Annotated in this window: 21 protein-coding genes; 10 read left to right on the plus strand and 11 right to left on the minus strand. The window is 42.4% G+C overall.

The window, feature by feature from the left end; all coding sequences use genetic code 11:
• Positions 1 to 85: 85 nt before the first annotated feature.
• Positions 86 to 247 carry a 50S ribosomal protein L34 gene (rpmH, locus tag ACSSS3_RS00700; RefSeq protein WP_099646692.1) on the minus strand — a complete coding sequence of 54 codons (162 nt, stop codon included), beginning with the start codon at positions 245 to 247 and terminating at the stop codon, positions 86 to 88.
• 214 nt (positions 248 to 461) lie between these two features.
• Here rpmH and ACSSS3_RS00705 point away from each other — a divergent pair, with 214 nt between their 5' ends.
• Both ACSSS3_RS00705 and ACSSS3_RS00710 read left to right on the plus strand, forming a co-directional pair.
• Entirely contained in the window at positions 462 to 1,019 is a 558-nt protein-coding gene (locus ACSSS3_RS00705) for a DUF2892 domain-containing protein (RefSeq protein WP_228230279.1), read from the plus strand.
• Between the two features lie 172 nt (positions 1,020 to 1,191).
• Positions 1,192 to 1,899, plus strand: a complete 708-nt coding sequence (locus tag ACSSS3_RS00710; RefSeq protein ID WP_228230280.1) for a TlpA family protein disulfide reductase — start codon at positions 1,192 to 1,194, stop codon at positions 1,897 to 1,899.
• Between the two features lie 73 nt (positions 1,900 to 1,972).
• Here ACSSS3_RS00710 and ACSSS3_RS00715 read toward each other — a convergent pair whose 3' ends face one another.
• Both ACSSS3_RS00715 and ACSSS3_RS00720 read right to left on the minus strand, forming a co-directional pair.
• On the minus strand, positions 1,973 to 2,908 hold the full coding sequence (locus ACSSS3_RS00715; protein WP_228230281.1) for a lytic transglycosylase domain-containing protein: 936 nt from the start codon (positions 2,906 to 2,908) through the stop codon (positions 1,973 to 1,975).
• A 106-nt stretch (positions 2,909 to 3,014) separates the two neighbouring features.
• Complete coding sequence (locus ACSSS3_RS00720; protein ID WP_442846044.1) at positions 3,015 to 3,665, minus strand: alpha/beta fold hydrolase; 651 nt, start codon at positions 3,663 to 3,665, stop codon at positions 3,015 to 3,017.
• A gap of 153 nt (positions 3,666 to 3,818) precedes the next feature.
• Between ACSSS3_RS00720 and ACSSS3_RS00725 the strand changes: the two genes are divergently transcribed.
• The gene (locus ACSSS3_RS00725; RefSeq protein WP_099646696.1) at positions 3,819 to 4,118 is read left to right on the plus strand and encodes a GNAT family N-acetyltransferase; all 300 of its coding nucleotides are present in this window, start codon (positions 3,819 to 3,821) and stop codon (positions 4,116 to 4,118) included.
• A 52-nt stretch (positions 4,119 to 4,170) separates the two neighbouring features.
• Here ACSSS3_RS00725 and mtaB read toward each other — a convergent pair whose 3' ends face one another.
• Complete coding sequence (gene mtaB, locus ACSSS3_RS00730) at positions 4,171 to 5,529, minus strand: tRNA (N(6)-L-threonylcarbamoyladenosine(37)-C(2))-methylthiotransferase MtaB (RefSeq protein WP_442846045.1); 1,359 nt, start codon at positions 5,527 to 5,529, stop codon at positions 4,171 to 4,173.
• Between the two features lie 122 nt (positions 5,530 to 5,651).
• On the opposite strand from mtaB, the gene ACSSS3_RS00735 reads away from it, so the two are divergent.
• Positions 5,652 to 7,286, plus strand: coding sequence for an ABC transporter substrate-binding protein (locus ACSSS3_RS00735; RefSeq protein WP_442846046.1), 1,635 nt, complete (start codon positions 5,652 to 5,654; stop codon positions 7,284 to 7,286).
• A 73-nt stretch (positions 7,287 to 7,359) separates the two neighbouring features.
• Complete coding sequence (locus ACSSS3_RS00740; RefSeq protein WP_228230284.1) at positions 7,360 to 7,650, plus strand: hypothetical protein; 291 nt, start codon at positions 7,360 to 7,362, stop codon at positions 7,648 to 7,650.
• On the opposite strand, the gene ACSSS3_RS00745 is transcribed toward ACSSS3_RS00740, so the two are convergent.
• On the minus strand, positions 7,647 to 8,825 hold the full coding sequence (locus ACSSS3_RS00745) for a GlmU family protein (RefSeq protein ID WP_442846047.1): 1,179 nt from the start codon (positions 8,823 to 8,825) through the stop codon (positions 7,647 to 7,649). The genes ACSSS3_RS00740 and ACSSS3_RS00745 overlap by 4 nt on opposite strands.
• 522 nt (positions 8,826 to 9,347) lie before the next feature.
• On the minus strand, positions 9,348 to 11,231 hold the full coding sequence (gene rpsA / locus ACSSS3_RS00750) for a 30S ribosomal protein S1 (protein ID WP_228230286.1): 1,884 nt from the start codon (positions 11,229 to 11,231) through the stop codon (positions 9,348 to 9,350).
• Between the two features lie 196 nt (positions 11,232 to 11,427).
• Between rpsA and ACSSS3_RS00755 the strand changes: the two genes are divergently transcribed.
• Positions 11,428 to 12,267, plus strand: a complete 840-nt coding sequence (locus ACSSS3_RS00755) for an alpha/beta hydrolase (protein WP_442846048.1) — start codon at positions 11,428 to 11,430, stop codon at positions 12,265 to 12,267.
• Between the two features lie 96 nt (positions 12,268 to 12,363).
• Here the strand turns inward: ACSSS3_RS00755 and ACSSS3_RS00760 are convergent, their stop codons facing one another.
• From ACSSS3_RS00760 to lon, 5 genes are all read right to left on the minus strand, one after another.
• On the minus strand, positions 12,364 to 13,794 hold the full coding sequence (locus ACSSS3_RS00760; RefSeq protein WP_442846049.1) for an NAD-dependent succinate-semialdehyde dehydrogenase: 1,431 nt from the start codon (positions 13,792 to 13,794) through the stop codon (positions 12,364 to 12,366).
• Positions 13,795 to 14,192: 398 nt separating this feature from the next.
• Entirely contained in the window at positions 14,193 to 15,362 is a 1,170-nt protein-coding gene (locus ACSSS3_RS00765) for an MFS transporter (RefSeq protein WP_442846050.1), read from the minus strand.
• A gap of 31 nt (positions 15,363 to 15,393) precedes the next feature.
• A complete protein-coding gene (gene cmk, locus ACSSS3_RS00770) occupies positions 15,394 to 16,089 on the minus strand; it encodes a (d)CMP kinase (protein WP_228230290.1) in 696 nt (231 codons plus the stop codon).
• 28 nt (positions 16,090 to 16,117) lie between these two features.
• A complete protein-coding gene (gene porQ / locus ACSSS3_RS00775; RefSeq protein ID WP_442846051.1) occupies positions 16,118 to 17,140 on the minus strand; it encodes a type IX secretion system protein PorQ in 1,023 nt (340 codons plus the stop codon).
• Between the two features lie 108 nt (positions 17,141 to 17,248).
• Positions 17,249 to 19,699: an endopeptidase La gene (gene lon / locus ACSSS3_RS00780; RefSeq protein WP_442846052.1), complete on the minus strand. Its 2,451-nt coding sequence runs from the start codon at positions 19,697 to 19,699 to the stop codon at positions 17,249 to 17,251.
• Positions 19,700 to 19,915: 216 nt separating this feature from the next.
• Here lon and ACSSS3_RS00785 point away from each other — a divergent pair, with 216 nt between their 5' ends.
• From ACSSS3_RS00785 to ACSSS3_RS00800, 4 genes are read left to right on the plus strand one after another with little or no spacing between them, the layout of a single operon-like run.
• Entirely contained in the window at positions 19,916 to 20,470 is a 555-nt protein-coding gene (locus ACSSS3_RS00785) for an RNA polymerase sigma factor (RefSeq protein WP_228230293.1), read from the plus strand.
• Between the two features lie 11 nt (positions 20,471 to 20,481).
• Complete coding sequence (locus ACSSS3_RS00790) at positions 20,482 to 21,027, plus strand: DUF4179 domain-containing protein (RefSeq protein WP_442846053.1); 546 nt, start codon at positions 20,482 to 20,484, stop codon at positions 21,025 to 21,027.
• Positions 21,014 to 22,108 carry a hypothetical protein gene (locus tag ACSSS3_RS00795; RefSeq protein WP_442846054.1) on the plus strand — a complete coding sequence of 365 codons (1,095 nt, stop codon included), beginning with the start codon at positions 21,014 to 21,016 and terminating at the stop codon, positions 22,106 to 22,108. The genes ACSSS3_RS00790 and ACSSS3_RS00795 overlap by 14 nt, the downstream gene beginning before the upstream one ends.
• Before the next feature lie 20 nt (positions 22,109 to 22,128).
• Complete coding sequence (locus ACSSS3_RS00800; RefSeq protein ID WP_442846055.1) at positions 22,129 to 22,857, plus strand: head GIN domain-containing protein; 729 nt, start codon at positions 22,129 to 22,131, stop codon at positions 22,855 to 22,857.
• Positions 22,858 to 22,915 lie beyond the last annotated feature (58 nt).

The raw sequence follows: 22,915 nt of genomic DNA on the forward strand, positions 1-22,915 counted from the left end.
GTTTAAATTTAGTCTGGAGTATTTATAAAAAAAAGGTGTTACTATTAAAAGTAACACCTTTGATATTTTAAACGATAAAAATCATTTATTTCTTATGTCTTAGCTCAGAAGATACAGATAATCTCTTTCTACCCTTTGCTCTTCTACGTGCAAGGACTTTACGACCGTTAGCTGTAGCCATACGCTCGCGGAAACCGTGCTTATTTCTTCTTTTTCTTTTTGAAGGTTGAAACGTTCTTTTGCTCATTGTGTATCTTCTTTAATCTTCCTTAAACTTTTCTGTTGTAATTCTGAGAATAGCCTTCCCAAAAGCTGGGCGCAAATATACAAAGAGTTTCTAATTCAACAAGAGCAAAGTTTAAAATATTTCAGATTGTTTTTATTACATTTGCAGGCTCAATAAAACAGGCATTTATAAGTATAAGCTGATGCCTTGATTTAATACTTTAAGAATTCCGATAATGTTCAACAAAAATATAAAACTCGTTTTAGCTGTTCTTGTAGTTGCATTGGCCGTATGGCAATTTGCAGATCGTTCTATAGGCAACGGCATTTTATTAATCCTTCTGGCAGGTATTTTCGTCCTGCTCTACTTTAAGAATGAGATTTTGATTCTTGCTTTCCTGAGATTGCGTAAACAGGATTTTGCCGGAGCTCAAAAATGGCTTAACAAAATCAAGAATCCCGAAGCTGCACTGGTGCGTAAGCAACAGGGGTATTACAATTACCTAAATGGTCTTATGGTTTCTCAAACCAATATGATTCAGGCTGAAAAATATTTTAAAAAGGCTGTACAATTGGGTCTAAGTATGGATGCCGATCTGGCAATGGCCAAAATCAATCTAGCCGGTATTGCCATGACTAAAAACAGACGACGGGAAGCAGATTTATTGCTTGCGGAAGCCAAAAAATTAGATAAGCACAATATGCTTGGCGAGCAGATCAAAATGATGAAGCAGCAAATGAAACAGGCTGCAAATATGCCTCGTCAGCAATACGGCCGGGGCGGACGCAGATAGCTTAAACCACCTGCTCTATAATCTGCAAATTCCTGTTTTAATAATAGGTATTCTCTGAAGGCGTCCGGATTTCGCGAATGTCTTGTGTTTTATAACGATTTTACATTTCGTTTTATCGATTAGATTTTATTGCCGCTGATGCTCAGGATATCTTTGCTTTTCAAGGATTTATATGGCAAGAACTCTACTTATACTTCTATTCTTATCGGTTTTTAGTCTACAGGCTCAGGAGGAACAAAAAGTACTTTTCTCTGATGCCCTGGCTGCAAATATGGATAAGTACACCGCACGGGTTGATGAGGCTCTAAAGTACGGTGAGTTTGACTTTGCCAAATCGTTATTTGATACCCTGGTAAAAAGCAAGCTTCAGGGCACATATCTTGATAATCTTGAGTTTGAAAATCTAAACAATTCTTTTATCACCTCTACCGAAGATTTTGAACGCCCCACAATTATACTTACCTATTCTTCGTGGTGTATTCCCAGTGATGGCGAAATTCCTGTTCTAAACAAACTTGCCGAGCGCTATGCCGGTCTCGTAGATTTTATTGTCCTGTTTTGGGATGATAAAAGCACCGTGAAAAAAGAAGCCAAAAAGTTCCACAAAAACATTCAGGTTGCTTACGTAGACGAGGTGCAGAATAAGCATATGAAAACCGTAAACCTGCTAAAGCACGCACTGGGTATTTCGCTTTCGTATGTGATTGCGGCAGATGGACAAATTTTAGACATCAACAGAAGACCTCCCAATCAACTGGGCATTTCCGGCGCTGAGATCATCAATCAGAACCTTAATTTTTTAAACCGCCAGATCGCTGCAATCAATCTGGATCTAAACATCAACATCAACGATCTGCCCGAATCATTGGCTACGTTTTAATAGTGCATTTAACATAACACCTAAAAAAAAGGAGCCTTATTCAGGCTCCTTTTTTATTCTGATTTATCCGGGTTTACTGCCCCACAGTATAAACACCTTTTTCGGGAATCTCAATCTGATACACTTTTCGCGAAGCGTTGTTTAAATGATCTTCACGCAACCAGGGATTGTGAATTTTCAATATTTTATAATTAATCCCAAAGTCCTGTGCAAATTTTACAAAATCGGTAACAGCAGTATCTACTGCAACTTTATAGGTAGGAACGCTGGTATATAAATCATCTTCGGTATAATTGAAGCCATACTTTTTAGGATCTTTGAGGATTTCTTTTAGGGCCAAAATTCTAAAAACATACCTTCCCGTTTCTTCTCCCAAAAGCAAATCATAGTAACCCGTCACATCCTGAGCTTCCAGTCTGCGGTTGATCCCGGCGTTACCGGCATTATAGCCTGCAGCGGCAAGCGTCCAGCTTCCCAGATAATTCTTGGACTTTTTTAAATAGTTACAGGCCGCACGTGTGGCGAGCTCCACATTATAACGCTCATCTACATTATCGTTTACTTCAAGCCCCAGTTCTTTACCCGTACTGCCAAGTATCTGCCAGAAGCCGGTAGCACGCGCAGGTGATACCGCCTGGGTAAGTCCGCTCTCAATAACCGCCAGGTACTTGAAGTCATCGGGCAGGCCTTCTTCCTTAAGAATAGGTTCGATGATGGGGAAATATTTTGCAGCACGCTTGATGATCAGCAACCCGTTAGACTGCCAGTAGGTGTTAACCAGAAGTTCCCGGTCCATACGCTCACGTACATCGGGATCTTCAAGAGGCACCCGCTCCCCCGCAAAATCCATGGCTTCCGGCAACGGAATCGCGTACACATTATAATCGTTTACGAGTTTTTCCTTTTTTGTGATTTCGGGATCGGAAGCCTCTTTCTGAACGGCCTGAACGCAAAATGCAGTAGTAGCCACAAGGCCTACACCTGCAAGAATATTTTTAACTGGGATCATAGAATGTCTTTTTGAAGTTGTATTGCAAATTAGCAAATGATAGACATGATAGCAAGAACAATACCGCGATAGATATCTTAAATTTTTAGTTGGTACACCGTCTCTTTTAATCCCCTATTATTTTGGGAAGATTTTTTGAAAACCACTTACAACGGCTTATGATCATCGCGTGAGTTCCACCTTTAACCGGGATACAGTCTTTGATGTACTTAAATGGAAAAACAGGATCTGCGGTCCCGTGAATATGTATCAAATCTTTAGCATAGGTGGTCTGATCCCAACACAGCATATGCTCCAGAGCCCAATGCAAATAAACCGGGTCTGTGATCGATAAGTACTTCTGGTACAATTCTGCCTTATGCTTCAGGGTTTCGGTAACCGCATATTCCGACAATAGATTTACGTGACGTACCAATCCTACAGGAGCGATGCGATAAAGACCTAAAGCTTTTGAAAAGCGCATGCTTCGGGGCAGTTCGGCTTTAGTCTTTACACTGCTGATGATAATCAGCTTTTTATAGTTTACGTTTTTAGCCATTTCCTGAACCACCACCCCTCCAAAACTTACTCCTATCAACACCGGATTTTCATGCGTCACCTCCTCCAGCATTCGTTTGGCATAGGAAGACATACTTTCATTGGGTTGCGGAATTTTCCAGGCAAGGGGATGCAGGCTGAACCGATCTGAAGGGAGTTTTATATGATCAAAAATACTAGGATTTGCTGCCATTCCCGGCACTAAATAGACGTGTATCATAATACTTAAAATTAAGGCTTTAACAGTCATCCCTCCAAAAAACCTTAAAATTTTTGTATCTTTACAAATACATTAAAATTCTTGCCAAAAGAATACAAATGTATTAGCCAAAACCTTCCAGAAAGCACTATTTTTTCTTAAATCAAATTTTATATGGATGTAATGACAGCGATTGAATTGACAGACAACGAATTTCTAAGACAATTTGAGACCACTATAGATGGTAAATTGGCAAAAATTGAATACTCCCTTCAGGATCGTAAAATCTTTCTTACCAAATTACATATGCCCGAAGGTACAGAGGACAAAATGAACGATTTTATCGTTGCTGTTTTTAAAGAAGTCGAAGATCGCAATATCAGACTGGTACCCACAAGTCCTGAAATTGCCAAATTTATGCGAGCTAATCGCAGAAAGTATAAAGATTTATTACCGGTAGGTATAAATATCTAGCAACTTACTGCTTCACAAATGAATTACAACCTGTTTTAAAAGACAGGTTTTTTTATGCTGTTACCGCAACCAACTCCTCACAATATTCAAAACGCACCAAACCATCTTCATCAATTTCGGTAAGCACCACATCGTGTAACGTGTTTATCAACCCGGGATCCCACGGGGCCTTAACCTTGACGTAGTTTTCGGTAAAACCGTTTATGTATCCCTTTTTATTTTCTCCTTCAAAAAGAACTGTACGCCGGGTTCCCAACTGCGACTCATAAAAAGCTCTCCGCTTTTTGGCAGAAAGACCTCGCAGCATTTTACTGCGCTTTTTTCGCTTACGCATAGAAACCACACCCGGCATCATTGCTGCTTTGGTATTGTCGCGTTCCGAATAGGTAAAAACGTGTAAATACGAGATATCCAGTTCCGTTAGGAAATTATAGGTATCCAAAAAATGCGCATCAGTCTCACCCGGAAAACCAACAATTACATCCACTCCTATACAGGCATCGGGCATCAGGCGTTTGATTTCAGCCACACGATCTGCATACAGTTCGCGCTTATAGCGCCGGCTCATTTTACCCAAAAGCTCGTTGTTTCCACTCTGTAGAGGTATATGAAAATGAGGAACAAAAGTCTCAGAATCTGCCACAACCTCAATGGTATCATTTTTCAGAAGATTAGGTTCAATGCTTGAGATGCGTAAACGCTCTATACCATTTACATCATCTAGAGCTTTAACCAGATCTAAAAACGTGTGCTGATGTTTCTTATTCCCAAACTCTCCCTTACCGTAATCACCTATATTTACTCCTGTAAGAACAATCTCCTTTATCCCCCGGTCTGCAATATCCCGGGCATTTTTCAAGACGTTATTAAGGGTATCGCTCCTCGAAATACCTCTGGCCATAGGAATGGTACAATAGGTACATTTGTAATCACACCCATCCTGAACTTTTAAGAATGCGCGGGTGCGACCACCCAGCGAATAGGAACCTACATAAAAATTAGCCTCTTCAATCTCACAACTGTGCACCTCACCCATGTCATTTTTGGTGAGATCATTCAGGTAGTCGGTAATTTTAAACTTTTCGGTGGCACCCAAAACCAAATCCACTCCATCTACATCTGCAAGCTCCTCAGGCTTGAGCTGGGCATAACAGCCCACAGCCGTGATAAACGCATCAGGATTGACGTTTTGAGCCTTTTTTACTATTGTTTTAAAGCGATTGTCTGCATTTTCAGTCACACTACAGGTATTAATAACATAAACATCTGCAGGTTCACTAAAATCTACCCGCTTAAAGCCTTCGTGTTTAAAACTTCTCGAAATGGTTGCGGTCTCTGAAAAATTCAGTTTACAGCCAAGTGTATAAAATGCGACTTTTTTAGAAGCCTCTGCCCTATCATTCTTCTTCACAAATACCTATTTTTGTTGGATTCTTATGTAATTCTGAAGATTAAAAAATCAAAAAGCGCAAAGTTAACTTTTATCATGCTATAAGTCAAAAGCACCAGCACTTCATTTCTAAAATCACACACGTGACTGCGATTAAAAACTCATACCTGTTTCAGACTTCACTTGTTGCCTGCCTGTGCTTCAGCGTTTTCCTGAACTCCTGCTCCAACCCCAAAGGGCAAAACCGGGAATCTCAGGTTTTCAGATACAATGAGCATTATAACGTAGCTACTCTTGACCCCGCCTTTGCCCGTAATCCTCCTATAATCTGGCCAACAAACCAATTGTTTAACGGCCTGGTACAACAGGATGATTCTCTGAATATTGTGCCCGATCTGGCAAAACGCTGGACGGTAGACTCTTCTGCCACACGCTATACATTTACACTGAGGGATGATGTTTTTTTTCACAAACATCCGCAGTTTAAAACACCCGACAGTACCCGAAAGCTTGTGGCTTCAGACTTTGTTTACAGTTTTGATCGCCTGAAAGACCCGGCTGTAGCTTCTCCCGGAAGTTGGGTGCTTAGCAATGTAGCCGGCTATGAAGCCGTTAATGATTCTACATTCAGCATACAACTCAACAAGCAGTTTCCTGCCTTTCTGGGCTTGCTTACGATGCGCTACTGTTCTGCTGTGCCCCGTGAAATTGTAGCGTATTACGGTAGTGAATTTCGTTCTCATCCTGTAGGCACGGGTCCTTTTAAATTTAAACGCTGGGAAGAAGGCGTTAAGCTGGTTTTACGTAAAAACGAATTGTATTTTGAAACCGATGAAAACGGAGTACAGCTACCCTACCTCGAAGCGGTAGCGATTACCTTTTTACCCGATAAACAAAGTGAATTTTTACAGTTTGCACAGGGCAATCTCGACATGCTCAACAGCCTGGATCCTTCCTATAAAGATGAGTTATTAACCGCAACCGGAAAGCTTAAGGAAAAATACCGGGATGATGTAAAAACTATTACCGGCCCCTTTTTAAATACCGAATATCTGGGTTTCTTTCTGGATAGTCCACAAGATGAAATACGTTCTGAGATGCTGCGAAAAGCAGTAAACTACGGTTTTGACCGGGTCAAAATGATCAAATACCTGCGTAATGGAATTGGTGAACCGGCACAGGCAGGTTTTATACCTAAAGGACTACCCGGCTATGGGACTTCAGGTTTTGAATATAACCCTGCTAAAGCCCGCAAACTCATTGAAGCCTATAAAGAACAGACCGGAAACCAAAATCCCGTAATAAGTATCGGCACAAACAGCCAGTATCTCGATATCTGTGAGTACATTCAGCGGGAAATAGGCAAACTGGGGTTAAGCATCAATATTGATGTGATGCCGCCTTCCACGCTTCGCCAATTGAAATCTACCGGAAAGCTCGATGCCTTCCGAGCAAGCTGGATCGCCGATTATCCCGATGCCGAAAACTACCTCTCGCTGTATTACAGCAAAAATTTTACACCTAACGGTCCCAATTACACACATTTTAAAAATGATGCGTTTGACCGTCTTTACGAAGCCAGCTTTAAACTTACAGAGCTTGAAGAACGCAAAGTTCTGTATCAAAAAATGGATTCTATTTTAATTGCTAAAGCTCCTTTTGTCACGCTATACTATGATCAGGTGATCAAATTTGTGCATAAAGATGTACACGGCTTAAAAGCCAATCCGCAGGATTTTTTGGTATTGAAGCGGGTTCGAAAAGACAAAAAGCCTTAGTTTACTGGTAATTAAAACACCCAATCCTGTAACAAAACTCGGGTTCGCATAACCTATAAGCAAAACTACTGATATGGGATTTGGAGGTTCGGTTTCGGCAATGCTGGCTGCGCTTAAGAACAACAAGCGCGAGCGTAAATCACGTTTTGACAACAAAGGGCTCGACATCAAAACGCCCGGGCATAAACCTTTTGTCGATTTTAAGAAACTCAATACCTCTGAAGAACTCAAATTGAAAAATCAAATACGTGAGGATGCCAGGCAACACCAACGAAAAGTAATTGGCTATACCGCTATTGCGCTATTCATTCTGGGAGTTATTATCTGGTGGCTATTTATAGATTCGGGCAGGCCTCTGGTTTAATACCTCCTGTACTTTGCAGTCTCCTCAAAAACATGCTCCAATATCGCAGCTTCCTGAGCATCAAAAGGAATATTGCGGCGCTCCATCACCAGTTTTGCGGTTTGAAAAGCCTTATCCGTTTTATAGGTTGTAAAGCCTGCTGCTCCTCCCCAACTGAAGGATGGTACAAAATTACGCGGAAAACCGGTCCCAAAAATATTGACACTTACACCGATTACGGTACCGGTATTAAACATGGTATTAATGCCGCATTTGCTGTGATCGCCCATCATCAGGCCACAAAACTGCAGGCCGGTTTTCGCGAACCCTTCGGTCTCGTAATCCCATAAGCGCACTTCCTCATAGTTATTTTTAAGGTTGCTGTTGTTGGAGTCTGCACCAATATTACACCACTCGCCCAATACTGAATTTCCTAAGTAGCCATCGTGACCTTTATTGGAATAGGCCATCAAAACCGAATTGGTCACCTCTCCGCCAACCTTGCAGTATGGCCCAATAGTGGTACCCGTATAAATTTTTGCCCCCATTTTTACGGTTGCATGTTCGCACAGGGCGAAAGGGCCACGGATCAGGGCACCTTCCATGACTTCGGCATCTTTACCGATGTAAATAGGGCCTTCGGAAGCATTTAAAGTGCAAAAATTAAGTTTTGCTCCTGGCTCGATAAATATATTTTCAGAATTAAGGGTTTGCACGTTTGAAGGGATGGGTACTGACTTGCGATCTTCCGTAATCAAATCGAAGTCCATCTGAATGGCTTCATGATTTTTGCTGAACAAATCCCAGGTGTGGGCAATCTTAAAGAGCGCTTCTTCCGGAAGTTCTATCTGCTCATAATCTGAAAAGTCAATATCTTCCTGACCTTCTACCGTATAAAAAGCAACTACTTCTTCCCCATCAAAAAGAGCCTGGTTGGCCTCCAGATTTTGCACAAGTTCTACGAGAACTCCGGTAGGCAGATAGGCTGCGTTGATCATCACATTTTCTTCAAACTCCACCATCGGGTATTTTTCAGAAAGGTAATCTTCGGTTACTGTTGACGTGGTATTGCCCAAATGCTTTTCCCACTTTTCGCGAATAGTCAGAATACCAATGCGCAAATCGGCTACCGGCCTGGTAAAAGTAAAAGGCAGTAACTGTCTGCGTACAGGACCGTCAAAGAGGATATAGTTCATAATAATCTGGATTTTGAAGCAGGTCAAAACTAATTAATTATGCCCGACCAAACTACTATACCGGTTGAAAACTGATTTTTATATCGGGAATCGTTGAATTGTTGAATTGTTGATTTGTTGAATTGTTGAATTGTTGATTTGTTGAATCGTTGATTTGTTGAATCGTTGAATCGTTGAATTGTTGAATCGTAAAAGTTTACTTTCTACTTTCCACTTTCTACTTTCCACTTTCCACTTTCCACTTTCTACTTTCCGCTTTCTACTTTCTACCTTCTACCTTCTATCTTCTACTTTCTACTTTCTACCTTCTACTTTCCAAATTTCACTTTCCCTCAAGCGTTAGGGATTGGAGTGAAAATCCCGCAGTTGCCGGAACTCCAGTGCAGGCAACGAGGAATTGGAACGTAAAGCCTGCCTACCGCCAGGCAGGCCCGGACTTTGCCCTGTGGCAAAGTAACGCCATAAAAAAACCCTTTAACGTAAACGCTAAAGGGTTTTTAAGTATTCTAAAATGAATAGGGATTAGTTACCGCCTTTTTCCATTTTCTTCTTCAATGCTGCAAGAGCATCGTTAGCATCACCTAAAGTAGGTGCACTAGCTGCTGCTGAGTCTGCCGCTTTTTTGGCAGCCTGCTTAACGATTTTAGCCTCTTCTTCTTTGAATAAAGAAGTGTGTGAAGCTACTACGCGCTTGAAGTCTTTGTTAAATTCAATGATCTGGAATTCAACTTCCTCACCTTTAGAAAGTTTGCTGCCGTCTTCCTTCTCCATATGACGACCGGGGATAAACGCCTCGATGTCTTCGTTGAATTTAACTACAGCTCCCTTGTCTACTACCTCATCGATAGTACCGGTGTGCTTGGTTCCCACAGCAAATTCCTCCTCGTATTTATCCCAAGGATTGTCTTCAATCTGCTTGTGACCTAAGCTTAGCTTACGACCTTCTACGTCAAGCTCCAGAACTACTACTTCCAGCTTATCGCCAATGTTCGTAAATTCTGATGGGTGCTTCACTTTCTTAGTCCAGCTAAGGTCTGAGATGTAGATCAAACCATCAATACCTTCTTCAAGTTCTACAAACACACCAAAGTTGGTGAAGTTACGAACGATACCGGTATGACGTGAACCTACAGGATATTTAGAAGTAATATCTGTCCAGGGATCCTGCGTTAATTGCTTGATACCAAGTGACATTTTACGATCTTCACGATCCATAGTAAGAATCTGAGCTTCTACCTCATCACCTACGTTTACGAAATCCTGAGCGCTGCGCAAGTGCGTAGACCAAGACATTTCACTAACGTGGATAAGACCTTCAACTCCTTCTTCTACTTCAACGAAAGCACCGTAATCTGCTATTACTACTACTTTACCTTTTACTTTATCACCAACGCTTAAGTTTTCGCTAAGTGCATCCCATGGGTGCTTCTTAAGCTGCTTAAGACCAAGTTGGATACGTGTTTTATCCTCATCAAAATCAAGGATAACCACGTTAAGTTTTTGATCAAGATCAACGATCTCATTCGGGTGGTTGATACGAGACCAGGAAAGATCTGTAATGTGTACCAATCCATCAACACCTCCAAGGTCAACAAATACCCCGTAAGAGGTGATGTTTTTAACGGTACCTTCAAGTACCTGACCTTTTTCAAGCTGCCCGATGATTTCTTTTTTCTGCTCTTCGATATCTGCTTCGATAAGCGCTTTGTGAGAAACTACTACGTTCTTGAATTCCTGGTTGATTTTCACCACTTTGAATTCCATAGTTTTGTTTACATACGCATCGTAATCACGGATAGGCTTCACGTCGATTTGTGAACCTGGCAAGAACGCCTCGATTCCAAATACGTCAACGATCATACCTCCTTTAGTACGTGCCTTAACAAAACCGGTAACGATAGTACCATCTTCGTGAGCTTTGTTTACGCGATCCCAAGCCTTAATTACACGAGCTTTACGGTGAGAAAGAATCAACTGACCTGTAGCGTCTTCACGCACGTCGATTAATACTTCTACCTTATCTCCTACTTTAAGATCAGGATTGTAACGGAATTCATTTAATGAAATAACCCCTTCAGACTTCGCATTGATATCTATAATAGCATCACGGTCTGTGATGTTGATTACAGTACCTTCAACTACTTCATCGTCTAGCGTGTCTACGAAGTTTTCAGCAACTAATTTCTCAAACTCATCAAGCTTGTCTTCATCGATAGGATCAATTCCTTCTTCGTAGTTGTGCCAGTTGAATTCTTTTAGGAATTTTTCAGGATTTGCCTGTGCAGGACTTGCGTAACCTTTTGGCTCCTCAATAGAATCTGGAGTAGCAAGCTCTTCTGCAGCTGCAACGTTGGTTTTAAGTTCAACTTCTTCCTGAACTTCCGGTTTTTTGTTTTCTTCAGCCATTGCTGATTAATAATTTGTATTTTATGTTCTGGCGAAAGCTTAACAAAACCAAACCATAAAAGAGGTTTAAAATATCTGTTTTTCAAACTATTAAGGTCTTAAAACCAAAACAGCGCCTTTTGTGCTCTCTTACATTGTCAAAAGGAGTGCAAAATTACGTAAAGTTTTCTTATTTTCTATTCATCTATTCAAAAATATGTCGCAGGAAGCAAACAGCACTCATTTTACAGGCGAAATCCCTCATTACAAACTGTTTGGACGCAGCTGGAAAACTGCCCAACAAAGAGCCGTAGTGTGCATTATTCATGGTTTTGGGGAGCATTTGGGAAGGTACACCCACGTAGCTGAGTTTTTAAACCAAAACGGCATCAGTTGTTATGCTATAGATTTACCTGGTCACGGCAAATCTTCCGGAAAACGGGGAGTGATTCGCTCTTTTCAGGATTTTATACTCGCGGTAGATTATGTATATGAAAAAGCCCTCGATGAAAACCCCGACACCCCGGTCTTTCTATACGGTCACAGTATGGGTGGTGGCATTGTCCTGAGGTATTTATTGCTTACTTCCATTCCTCCTACAGGAGCGCTTATCACTTCTCCCTGGCTGAGACTGGTTAAAAACCCGAATGCTGCAACAATTGTTTTAGGCAGAATCGCATTAAATTTTGGCCTAAATCCGGTAAAGGAAACTAAGCTCGATCCAAAAGATCTGTCCCGGGATTTAGAAACAGGCAGGGCTTACAAAGCAGACACACTGGTACATCACAAGGCTTCTCTACGCCTGTATTTTGATTTAAGTGATAACGGCACGCATTTGATGCATAAAGAATTTGACTTTAGAACGCCTATTTTACTGGCACACGGCACCGCAGACCAGATCACACAGCACGACGCCTCGGCAAAACTGGCTGAAAAGCATAAAGCACAAATACAGTTCAAATCCTGGCCCGGTCTAAAACACGAGACGCACAACGAACTGAACAAACACGAAGTGCTTCGGTTTTATACGCATTGGATTTTAGATCAGGTAACGTAAGTACCAAATCGTTCAAAATATCATTTCGCAAAATACCTCAACTAAAAAAGCCCGCTCGTGGAGCAGGCTTCTTTCAACTTTATCATTTCCTAAAACTTAGGAATTCAGTCTCATGATTGCTTTTTCATTTACAAATTCTTTAAGACCGAAGCCTCCGTGTTCACGCCCGTAACCGGAATCTTTAACGCCACCGAAAGGCATGTTAGGCTGCGCTAAACCAAAGCTGTTTATGAATACCATTCCGGTATCAAAATGCTTTTTGGCCAGCTCAAATGCTTTATCCTCATCTTTAGAGAAGATTCCGCCACCCAGTCCAAAACGACTGTCGTTAGCAATGCGCATCGCATCTTCATCATCTTTAGCCTTGATTAAAGAAGCCACGGGACCAAAAAGTTCATCATCGTAAGCCGGCTGTCCGGGTTTTACATTGCCCAGAATGGTTGCGGGATAGTAATAACCGGCTCCTTCAGGCAGCTCGCCTCCACAGAGAATTTCCGCTCCATTTTTAACGCTTTCTTTTACCTGATCGTGCAATTGCTCACGCAAGTCTTTACGCGCCATAGGGCCCATGTCGTTTGAATCATCGGTAGGATCTCCTGCTTTTAGGGCGCTCATTCCGGCAACAAATTTTTTCTTGAATTCGTCATATACTTTTTCAGTAACCACAAATCGTTTGGCAGCCACACAGGTTTCTCCATTATTATAAGTTCTACCTTTGATACTCCATTCTACCGCAAGGTCAACATCGGCATCTTCAAGAACCAAATAGGCATCATTTGAACCCAATTCCAGAACGGTTTTCTTAAGTGCTTTCCCGGCTTTCTCACCAATAATTCTTCCGGCATCGCCGCTACCTGTTAAGGTAACACCGCGTACCAGATCATTTTGAATGATTGCATCAGACTGCTCGTGCGAAATACGCAACACGGTAAATAAGTTCTCTGGCAATCCGGCTTCTTCCAAAATTTCAGCTATTAAAAGCGCAGAACCGGTTACATTTTCAGCGTGTTTTAATAGTATGCTGTTTCCGGCCATCAGATTCGCAATAGTATAACGCATTACCTGATAGGTTGGGAAATTCCATGGTTGAATACCGTAGATCACACCCAAAGGAGCATAACTGATTTGACCTTTGCCACCATCTGGCAAAGTACGCTCGATATCCTGTAATTCTTTAGGACCGTTTTCTGCAGTGTAATCACAAATACCTACACACAGATCAACTTCCTGCTCCCCCTGACTGAGCATTTTGCCCATCTCAGCGGTCATCAGTTTAACGAGTTCATCTTTGCGGTTTGCAAGACTTTTCCCGATGTTTTTAATATGTTTTGCACGAGTCTCTAAGGATTCGTTTTTCCAATTCAGAAAGGCTTTGTGTGAAGCTGCTACGGCTGCTTTGGCCTCATCATCGGTCATTAATTTATAGCGTTTAAGTTCTTTTCCTGTTGCAGGATTTATCGTTTTTAATACGGAATCGTCTGAAGCGTTTGGCTTGGCGATTGGTTTTTCGGCAGTTGCTGTACTCATAATTTTCTTTTTTTAGCTTTAAATTGAGGGATTACTAAAGTTTCTCCCTTGATTTTAGTTAAAGTTAAAAAAGAGGTCCTGATTAAGGGACTCAATTGGGAAAGCCTTAAGTGCATCTTATACTTAATTTAGGATAGGCATAAAAAAAGAGCTCCCTTTTCAGGAAGCTCTACACAAATCATTAGGCTTTTATAATCAAATAGTCTTGATCATCGCATCGTTTTAAATTGGTCTTGTAAAAAAATGCCCAGCAGCTGTACTCCAGCTCAATACCCAACACACCAAAATTAGTATACGAAAGATTGTACAAGTATATTTTAGCCTTTTTTTAAGTGAATTTTGTGAAAACTTCTAATCTTAAGACCCTAAAACTCCCACTTATACTTTAAAATCGACCATCACTTAGTACCTGTATGGCGCGATAATGCCTGAAAAACGAGAATTAAAACCGAAAAGACAAGTCCGGTAGTTGCTACACCCTGCCATTTAAAATGTTGCCAGGCATAGGCCCCTGCGACCGTACCTAACGCCCCTCCTATGAAGTAGCCTACCATATAGATGGTATTAACCCGGTTACGCGCATCGGGATTTTTAGTGAAAATGATATTTTGATTGGTTACGTGCAGACTTTGTAATCCAAAATCAACCAGCAAAACACCTACCACCAACCCGATAATAGAATGGGCCGAAAATTCAAAAACAATCCACGAAAGGATCAGGATACCGGTAAAAGCATAAATCAGTTTTTTAGAATCGTAGCTGTCGTTGAGTTTACCTGAAAGCGTGGCACCTAAAGCACCTATGATTCCCAGAACCCCAAACAATCCCGCAGCACCGCTGCCATAACCGAAATTTTGTTCCATCAGAAAAACAAGTGTGGTCCAGAATGCACTAAAACCTGCAAAGCCAAAACCACCCCGCAAGGCAGCAATGCGCACCTCGGGCTTGGTCTTTACGATATCAATCAGTGAGCGCATCAGCTGGGCATAGCTGCCTTTAAAGTCTGTCGCAACATCGGGTAATTTAAAATACAAAATGACCGCATACACAATCATGAAGCCTGCTGCCAGATAGTACATGAAGCGCCAGCCAAAATAGTCGCCAATCATTCCGCTTATAAAACGGCTACCCAAGATACCTATGAGCAGACCGCTCATCACAATCCCAATCGCTTTACCCCGGTTTTCTTCACTCGCGAGTTGTGCTGCCATAGGAACAAACAGCTGTGGGACCACAGAAGCAAAACCCACACAAAAACTGGAAATGGTAAGCATCCACAGGCTGGGAGCCAGTGCGGTACAAATAAGGGCCGCAACGATGGCAATAAAATCAAACAATATGATTTTTCGTCTCGAAAATTTATCGCCCAGCGGAATGATGAAGAGCAATCCAAAAGCATAACCCAACTGTGTGGCAAGCGGGATCTTGCTTACCTGAGCTTCAGTAACCTGAAAGGTTTGTGCCATTAGATTAAGCAGCGGCTGATTGTAGTAATTGTTAGCCACCACCAGACCGGCACCAACGGCCATAAGGTAAAGCAGGGATTTGCTAAGCTGAGTGGCTTTCATATTAAGAGATCAGAAAAACTAAAGCGCCAGATTAGCACCTGCCGTAAATACGGTCTTTTGCGAGTTGCAGTAAAATATGAAACTGATCTTCAATATTGGTATGGGTATTATCAAGCAGGATCGCGTCTTCTGCCTGTTTCAGTGGGGAATCTTTACGGGTGGTATCAAGCTCATCGCGCTTTTGTACATTTTCGAGCACAGCCTCATACGTCACGTTTTCACCTTTTTGCTGAAGTTCTTCAAAGCGTCTTCGTGCCCGCTCTTCGGCCGTAGCCGTCATAAAGACCTTGAGTTCGGCATCGGGAAAAACCACGGTACCTATATCGCGGCCATCCATCACAATACCTTTATCTTTCCCCATCTCGTGCTGCTGCATAACCAGAAGTTTACGCACTTCGGGCACTGCCGCAACCTGACTTACAAAGTTTGAAACTTCTAAGGTGCGTATCTCGCGCTCCACATTTTCGCTGTTCAGCAATACTTCACCTAAACCTGTATCGGCATTCAAGGCAAACTTGACATTAACCATAAAGAGATGACGTACGAGCGCTTCCTTGTCAAAATAACCTTCTCTAATAAATAATTTGCGCATTGCATACAAAGTGACTGCGCGGTACATCGCACCGGTATCCACATAAATGTAGTTCAGTTCTTTGGCCAGCATTTTTGCCACGGTGCTTTTACCTGTGGAAGAATACCCGTCTATAGCAATGGTTATTTTTTTCAAGAAGTCTGATTTTTTTAAAAATTCTAGCTTACTGTAAATCGAGATTTAAGCCGAAAAATCCCGAACTCGCCGCGCTGTTGTAGCGGGCATAGCTGTAGCTAAGCCGCAATTTATTAAACTTCACAGAAAAACCGGCACTCAAACCCGCAAAACTACGCTGGTCTGCAATACGCAATTCTTCGCCTCTCCGTACGCTGTAACCCAGTCTGATGTTGAACCCCTTATCCGGAAATAATTCCGCTCCAAAAATCATATGCCAAAGCGCTTCATCAAAAAAATTGATCTTCTCCGGAGTGGTGTTTCCATTTAAATCGCTGGTTGCCCTCGCCGGATTTTCAAAAGCCAGGTTCCAGTTTTGAACGTTTTCTAAAGTGAAATGCCAACGTAGCGGTACATGTTCTAATTTCTGGGAAATGCCCAAATCTACTTCAAGCGGTAAGGATTCGCGCGTCACATCATAAGGCGTAAACTGGGTGCCCAAATTGCGCACGACCCCGGCTACATTAAGCCGAAGGTTTTCGTTTACATAAATAAATCCCAGGTCAACCGCACCTCCAAGTGAAGTGTACTGTTCCAGTTTTGAAGAGATCAGTTTCAGGTTTGCGCCCACAAAAAAATCGGTTCGCGGAATGTTGTACGCGTAACCCACCGAAAACGCCACTTCTCCCCCGCTAAAATCTCCGGTTTCGTTACCCTGCTCGTCGTATCCCGCAAAGTTTCCGTAGTTGATATAGGTAACCCCGGCCTGTATAACCTGCCTGCGTCTGTCGATTAGATAAGCATAACTCGCCGTACCGTAATTCACATCTGCCAGGTAATTCACATAATTAATAGCAAATTGATTGTCCATTTCCGCATTAATCACCGCCGGATTAAAAAGCGCAAGCGCGGGGTCGTAGCTGTAATCGGTAAGTAATTTACCTCCCAGTGCAGCCTGCTTGGGTGAGGAAACCAGATTTAAAAACTGATAGGTATCGCGCCCTCCCAACTGCGCCTGTAAACTTTTGGCACAACATACAAGAAACACAAGAAGTGTAAGCGTTCTCAGCATAGTAATGGGATGGCTTCCCGGTTAAACGGTTTACAATGATACTTTATTTTCAGAGCACAAAAAAACCCGCATCCCAAAGAATGCGGGTTTTATAACTCGTTTTGAGTATTACAGAATCTTGGCGTTTTTTACCTGTTCTTTAGTAAGTGCCAGTTCAAGAACTTCGCTCATATCATTTACATAATGAAAGGTAAGTCCTTTTAGGTACTCCTCATTAATCTCTTTAATGTCGCGCTCGTTTTCGGCACACATAATGATTTCCTTGATGTGAGCCCGTTTTGCAGCCAGAATCTTTTCTTTGATTCCACCTACCGGAAGCACTTTACCCCGCAGGGTAATCTCACCGGTCATCGCGATATTTTTCTTCACTTTACGCTGGGTAAATAAAGATACTAAAGAGGTTAGCATAGTGATACCTGCACTCGGTCCGTCTTTAGGCGTTGCCCCTTCCGGCACGTGAATGTGTACGTTGTAATTTTCAAATACCCCTGGATTTAGTTCGAGGGCATCGGCATTAGACTTAATGTACTCCATCGCCAGGGTAGCACTTTCTTTCATCACTTTACCCAGGTTTCCGGTAACGGTAAGATTTCCTTTTCCTTTAGAAAGTATCGATTCTATAAAAAGGATATCGCCACCTACCTGCGTCCAGGCCAAACCGGTTACCACACCGGCAACCTCGTTGTTTTCGTATTTATTGCGCTCCAGTTTAGGAGATCCCAGCACATCAATAACCGTTTCGGTATCGACCTTGACTTTATATTCCTCCTCCATCGCGATATTTTTGGCCGCATAGCGCACCATTTTAGCGATTTGTTTTTCCAGACCCCGCACACCCGACTCGCGCGTGTAGCCTTCCACGATTTTTTCGAGTTGAGGCTTGGCGATTTTAAGCTGTTCGGGTTTTACACCGTGCTCCTTTAATTGCTTCGGAAGCAGATGACGTTTACCAATTTCGACCTTCTCCTCGATGGTATAACCGGTCACATTAATGATTTCCATTCGGTCGCGCAACGCAGGCTGAATGTTCCCCAGATTGTTTGCAGTCGCGATAAACATCACTTTTGAAAGGTCAAAACCTAACTCCAGGAAGTTATCGTGAAAATCGGCGTTTTGCTCGGGATCTAAAACTTCAAGCAAAGCGGAAGAAGGATCTCCCTGATTGCTGTTGCTCAATTTATCAATCTCATCCAACACAAATACCGGGTTGCTGGTACCGGCCTTCTTCAAATTCTGAAGAATTCTACCCGGCATCGCACCGATATAGGTTTTACGGTGCCCGCGTATCTCTGCTTCATCGCGTAAACCACCTAAACTCATACGCACGTATTCGCGTCCCAGAGCTTCGGCAACCGATTTACCCAGGGAAGTTTTACCCACACCGGGAGGTCCGTAGAGACACAGGATTGGCGACTTCATATCGTTACGCAGTTTCAGTACCGCCAGGTATTCGATGATTCGTTTTTTAACGTCCTCAAGACCATAATGATCGCGGTCCAGAATGCGCTTAGCCCGTTTCAGGTCAAATTTGTCCTTGCTGAATTTATTCCAAGGCAAATCCAGAAACAGATCGAGGTAATTGCGCTGTATGCTGTACTCCGCCACCTGCGGATTCATACGCTGCATTTTAGACAATTCCTTGTCAAAATGCTTGCCTACCTTCTCATCCCATTTTTTCTTTTTGGCGCGCTGACGCATTTCCTCCAGTTCGTCTTCCTGAGAAACCCCTCCCAGTTCTTCCTGAATGGTTTTCATCTGTTGATGCAGGAAATATTCGCGCTGTTGCTGGCTCATATCGTTGTGCACCCGGCTCTGAATATCGTTTTTCAGCTCCAGTTTTTGCATTTCGGTATTCATGTGCCGCAAGGTTTGCAGCGCACGCTCCTGCAGGTCGTTGATCTCTAAAAGATTTTGCTTCTCCTCAACCGTAAGGTTCATATTAGAACTCACGAAATTGATCAAAAACGAATCGCTTTCAATATTCTTAATCGCAAAACCGGCTTCGCTGGGGATATTTGGCGACTGCTTGATAATTTGCAGCGCTTTGTCTTTGATGGAGTCTATAATCGCCTTAAACTCGGCACTATCCGGTTCAGGTCGCGTCTCAGGCACTTCACGTACGGTTGCGACGAGATAGGGCTTTTCGGTAATTACCTCGGCCACATTAAAACGCTTTTTACCCTGAATGATGACCGTAACGTTTCCGTCGGGCATTTTTAAGACCCGCAAAATACGAGCAACCACACCCGTTGTATTGATATCATCAGCCCCGGGGTTCTCGATTTTTTCATCCTTTTGCGAAACAACACCAATGATTTTAGAACCTTTATTGGATTCATTAATAAGATCAATAGACATATCACGCCCTGCGGTGATGGGGATTACCACACCGGGAAAAAGAACTGTATTGCGCAAGGGTAAAATAGGCAGGGTCTGGGGTAGCTCCTCGCGGTTTATTTCATCTTCATCTTCAGGGGTCATTAGCGGGATTAATTCGGCATCGCCTTCAAAGTCCTGTAATGACAGATTGTCAAGATTTGTAAATTTTGTATTAGCCATAGCATAGTTTGACACTTTGTCACAAAAAATAAAAATTGTGGTTTCGTGCTTTTTTTTATAATTCCTGTTAAGGCCCTAAAAATCAAGAATAACAGGGGTTTAGGGCTCTTTTCACTATCTATAATTCAATTGTTGTGCCAGCGTCTTCAGAAAAAAAAAAGTCAAAACTGTAACAATGTTGTGATGCACGTATCTTTATAACGAAGCACTAACCCGTTGAATACAACTAACCAGGAAATAGAATTATTGCTTTCGCTTTGCAAAGACGGCAATCAAAAAGCGCAGCTCGAAGTGTACAAACGCTATTATAAAGCTATGTACAATACTGCCCTGCGCATTGTCAAGGACACTGCCGAAGCCGAAGATGTGATGCAGGAATCATTCCTCAGCGCATTTACCAAGCTCGACAGCTACAGCGGCGATGCGACCTTTGGCAGCTGGCTAAAACGCATTGTGGTTAACAACAGTATAAGCAGCTATAACAAGCGTCTAAGGCGTAAAGAAGATGATCTGGAAGATACCCTCTACAAGCTGGAGGATGAAGACGGAATCACCGAGTGTGATGCAGATAGTCTAGAAATTAAGCGTGTTCTTAAAACTATGGAAGAGCTTAAAGAAAGCTACAGGGTCGCGCTCACTTTAAACCTTATTGAAGGCTATGATTATGACGAAATGAGCGAAATACTGGGAATAAGTTATGCCAATTGCAGAACCACAGTTTCCCGGGCGAAAGAAAGTTTACGTAAAAAATTGAGCGAAAGCTTTGCTTAAAGAAAAACACTATGAAAACAAATTTAGAAGACTGGTTTAAAGAACAGCGTGATTGTTTTGATATCGCTGAGCCCGCCGAAGATCATCAGCTTCGCTTTTTGGAGAAACTGCAAAAGCAGGAACCTAAAAAGAAGAAGACTTTAGATTGGTGGAAGCCCCTGCTCTCTGCCGCAGCCGTGGTGCTCCTGATTTTTATAGGGTATCTGGGTACTGCTACAGAAAAGCATACCGATCTCGCAGCCGTTTCGCCCGAAATGGCAAAAACCAAAGACTTTTTTACAAAAACCATCGAAGAAGAACTGTATAACATCAATGAAGCACGTACTCCCGAAACTCAAAAACTGGTTGACGATGCCCTGAAACAACTGGAAATCCTCGAAAAGGATTATCAGGAACTGGCAGACGACCTCAGCACGAGTGGAGAAGACAAAAGGGTGATCTACGCTATGATCGCCAATTTTCAGGCGCGCATAGATTTGTTGAATACCGTTCTCGAAAAAATTGAATCAATCAAAAAATTTAACACCCTAAAAAATTATGAAGATGCATTACTCTAAACTAATCCTGTTTTTACTGCTGATGCCGATGCTGGCTACCGCAACTAACGATCCCGATCGTTTTAATGGGCGGTATACCAAAGAAAAAAAGATCACCAAAGACTATAACGTAAAAGCAGACGCCCTGTTGAAAATAAACAACAGCTACGGCAATGTTGATCTCATTGCCTGGGATCAAAACCGAATCACTATTGAAGTTATTGTTCGCACCAATGGCAATGACGAAGAACAGGTGATCAAAAAACTCGAGGAAATCGACGTGAGCTTTGAAGCCGATGCCAGTATGGTTGCTGCACGTACCAAAATCAAGGAAAGCAACAGTTCGTGGTGGAGCAGCTGGATCAATGGCAACGACAATGTTAAGATGGAAATCAATTATAAAGTACGGGTTCCTATTTCTAACACCATTGACATCAGCAACGATTACGGCGGTATTTCTCTAGACAAACTAAAAGGCGTTGCCAAAATCTCCTGCGATTACGGGCATATGGATTTGGGCGAATTGCTCGCAGACAATAACGAACTACGCTTTGACTATACTAACAATACCCGAATCGCTTATATGAAAAGTGGAAAGATCAGTGCCGACTACAGCAGCTTTACTTTGGAAAAAGCCCAAAACGTAGTTCTGAATGCAGATTATACCAAGTCTAATTTTGATGACATCAGCAAATTACTGTACAACTGCGATTACGGAAGCATAGACATCGGAAACGCCGGAAATATTGAAGGCAGTTCTGATTATTTGAGCGTAGAGATCGGTAAAGTAATCGGTAATCTTTCACTCAACCTCGATTACGGGTCTGTGCGTATAGACGAGGTTACTGCTAAAGCCGGCAATATTCGCATCAATACAGACTATGCCAGCGTTAAGATGGGTTACAACAGCGGGTATAACTTCAACTTTACCATAAAACTGAGCTATGCAGGCCTTAAAGGTGAGGATGACCTGGAGTTTTCAAGAAAACAGGTAGAATCCTTCAGCAAATATTACGAAGGCTATCATGGCTCAAAATCTGCCAACAACAACGTCAACATAACATCTGAATACGGAGGTGTTTCGCTTTATAAAATAAATTAATACGCAATCAATCAAAAAACATGAAAAAACAAGTAGCATTTATAGCATTAGTACTTACCGCAGGCCTTACGCAGGCGCAATGGTGGGGAGGAAACAAAGTAGAAGGTAACGGCAATGAGGTTACCCGTGAGCGTCAGGTAGGCAATTATAACGAGGTTGATGTCGCAGGCAGTTTCGACGTGTATTTGGTAGCCGGTTCAGAAGGCACGGTATCTGTAGAAGCCGAAGAAAACCTTCAGGAATACATTATTACTGAAGTTAAAGGCGACAAACTGAAAATTCACACCAAAGATGGTTACAGCCTGAAAACCTCAAGAAATAAAGGCATTGTGATTACTGTACCCTTCAAAGACATCGAAAAGGTAAGCCTTGCCGGCTCGGGCGATGTAATGACGAAAGATGCCATCAACGCACAGAGTTTCAGATGTGCCCTGGCCGGAAGTGGCGATATGGTGCTTGAAGTGAATGCCCAGGATGTGAGGGCATCGCTGGCAGGCTCGGGAGATTTAGTGGTCAAGGGAAGTACTCAGGAAGTGGAACTCGAAGTAGCAGGCAGCGGTGATCTGGATGCTTCAGATCTTAAAAGTAAAGATGCCACGGCTCGTGTTTCGGGTTCGGGAGATATCGTCCTCAATTGCGACGGAGGAACTTTAAAAGCCAGTGTTGCCGGAAGCGGTGATATTCGATATACCGGAAATCCTGATAAAGTGAACTCTAATGTGGTTGGCTCCGGAAGTGTGAGCTACTAAAAACAACTATTCATCAATCAACTGAAAAGGCTGTCTAAAAAGCAAACCGTGTCATATT

It is taken from the genome of Leeuwenhoekiella sp. H156, assembly GCF_052218455.1.
GTDB lineage: Bacteria > Bacteroidota > Bacteroidia > Flavobacteriales > Flavobacteriaceae > Leeuwenhoekiella > Leeuwenhoekiella parthenopeia.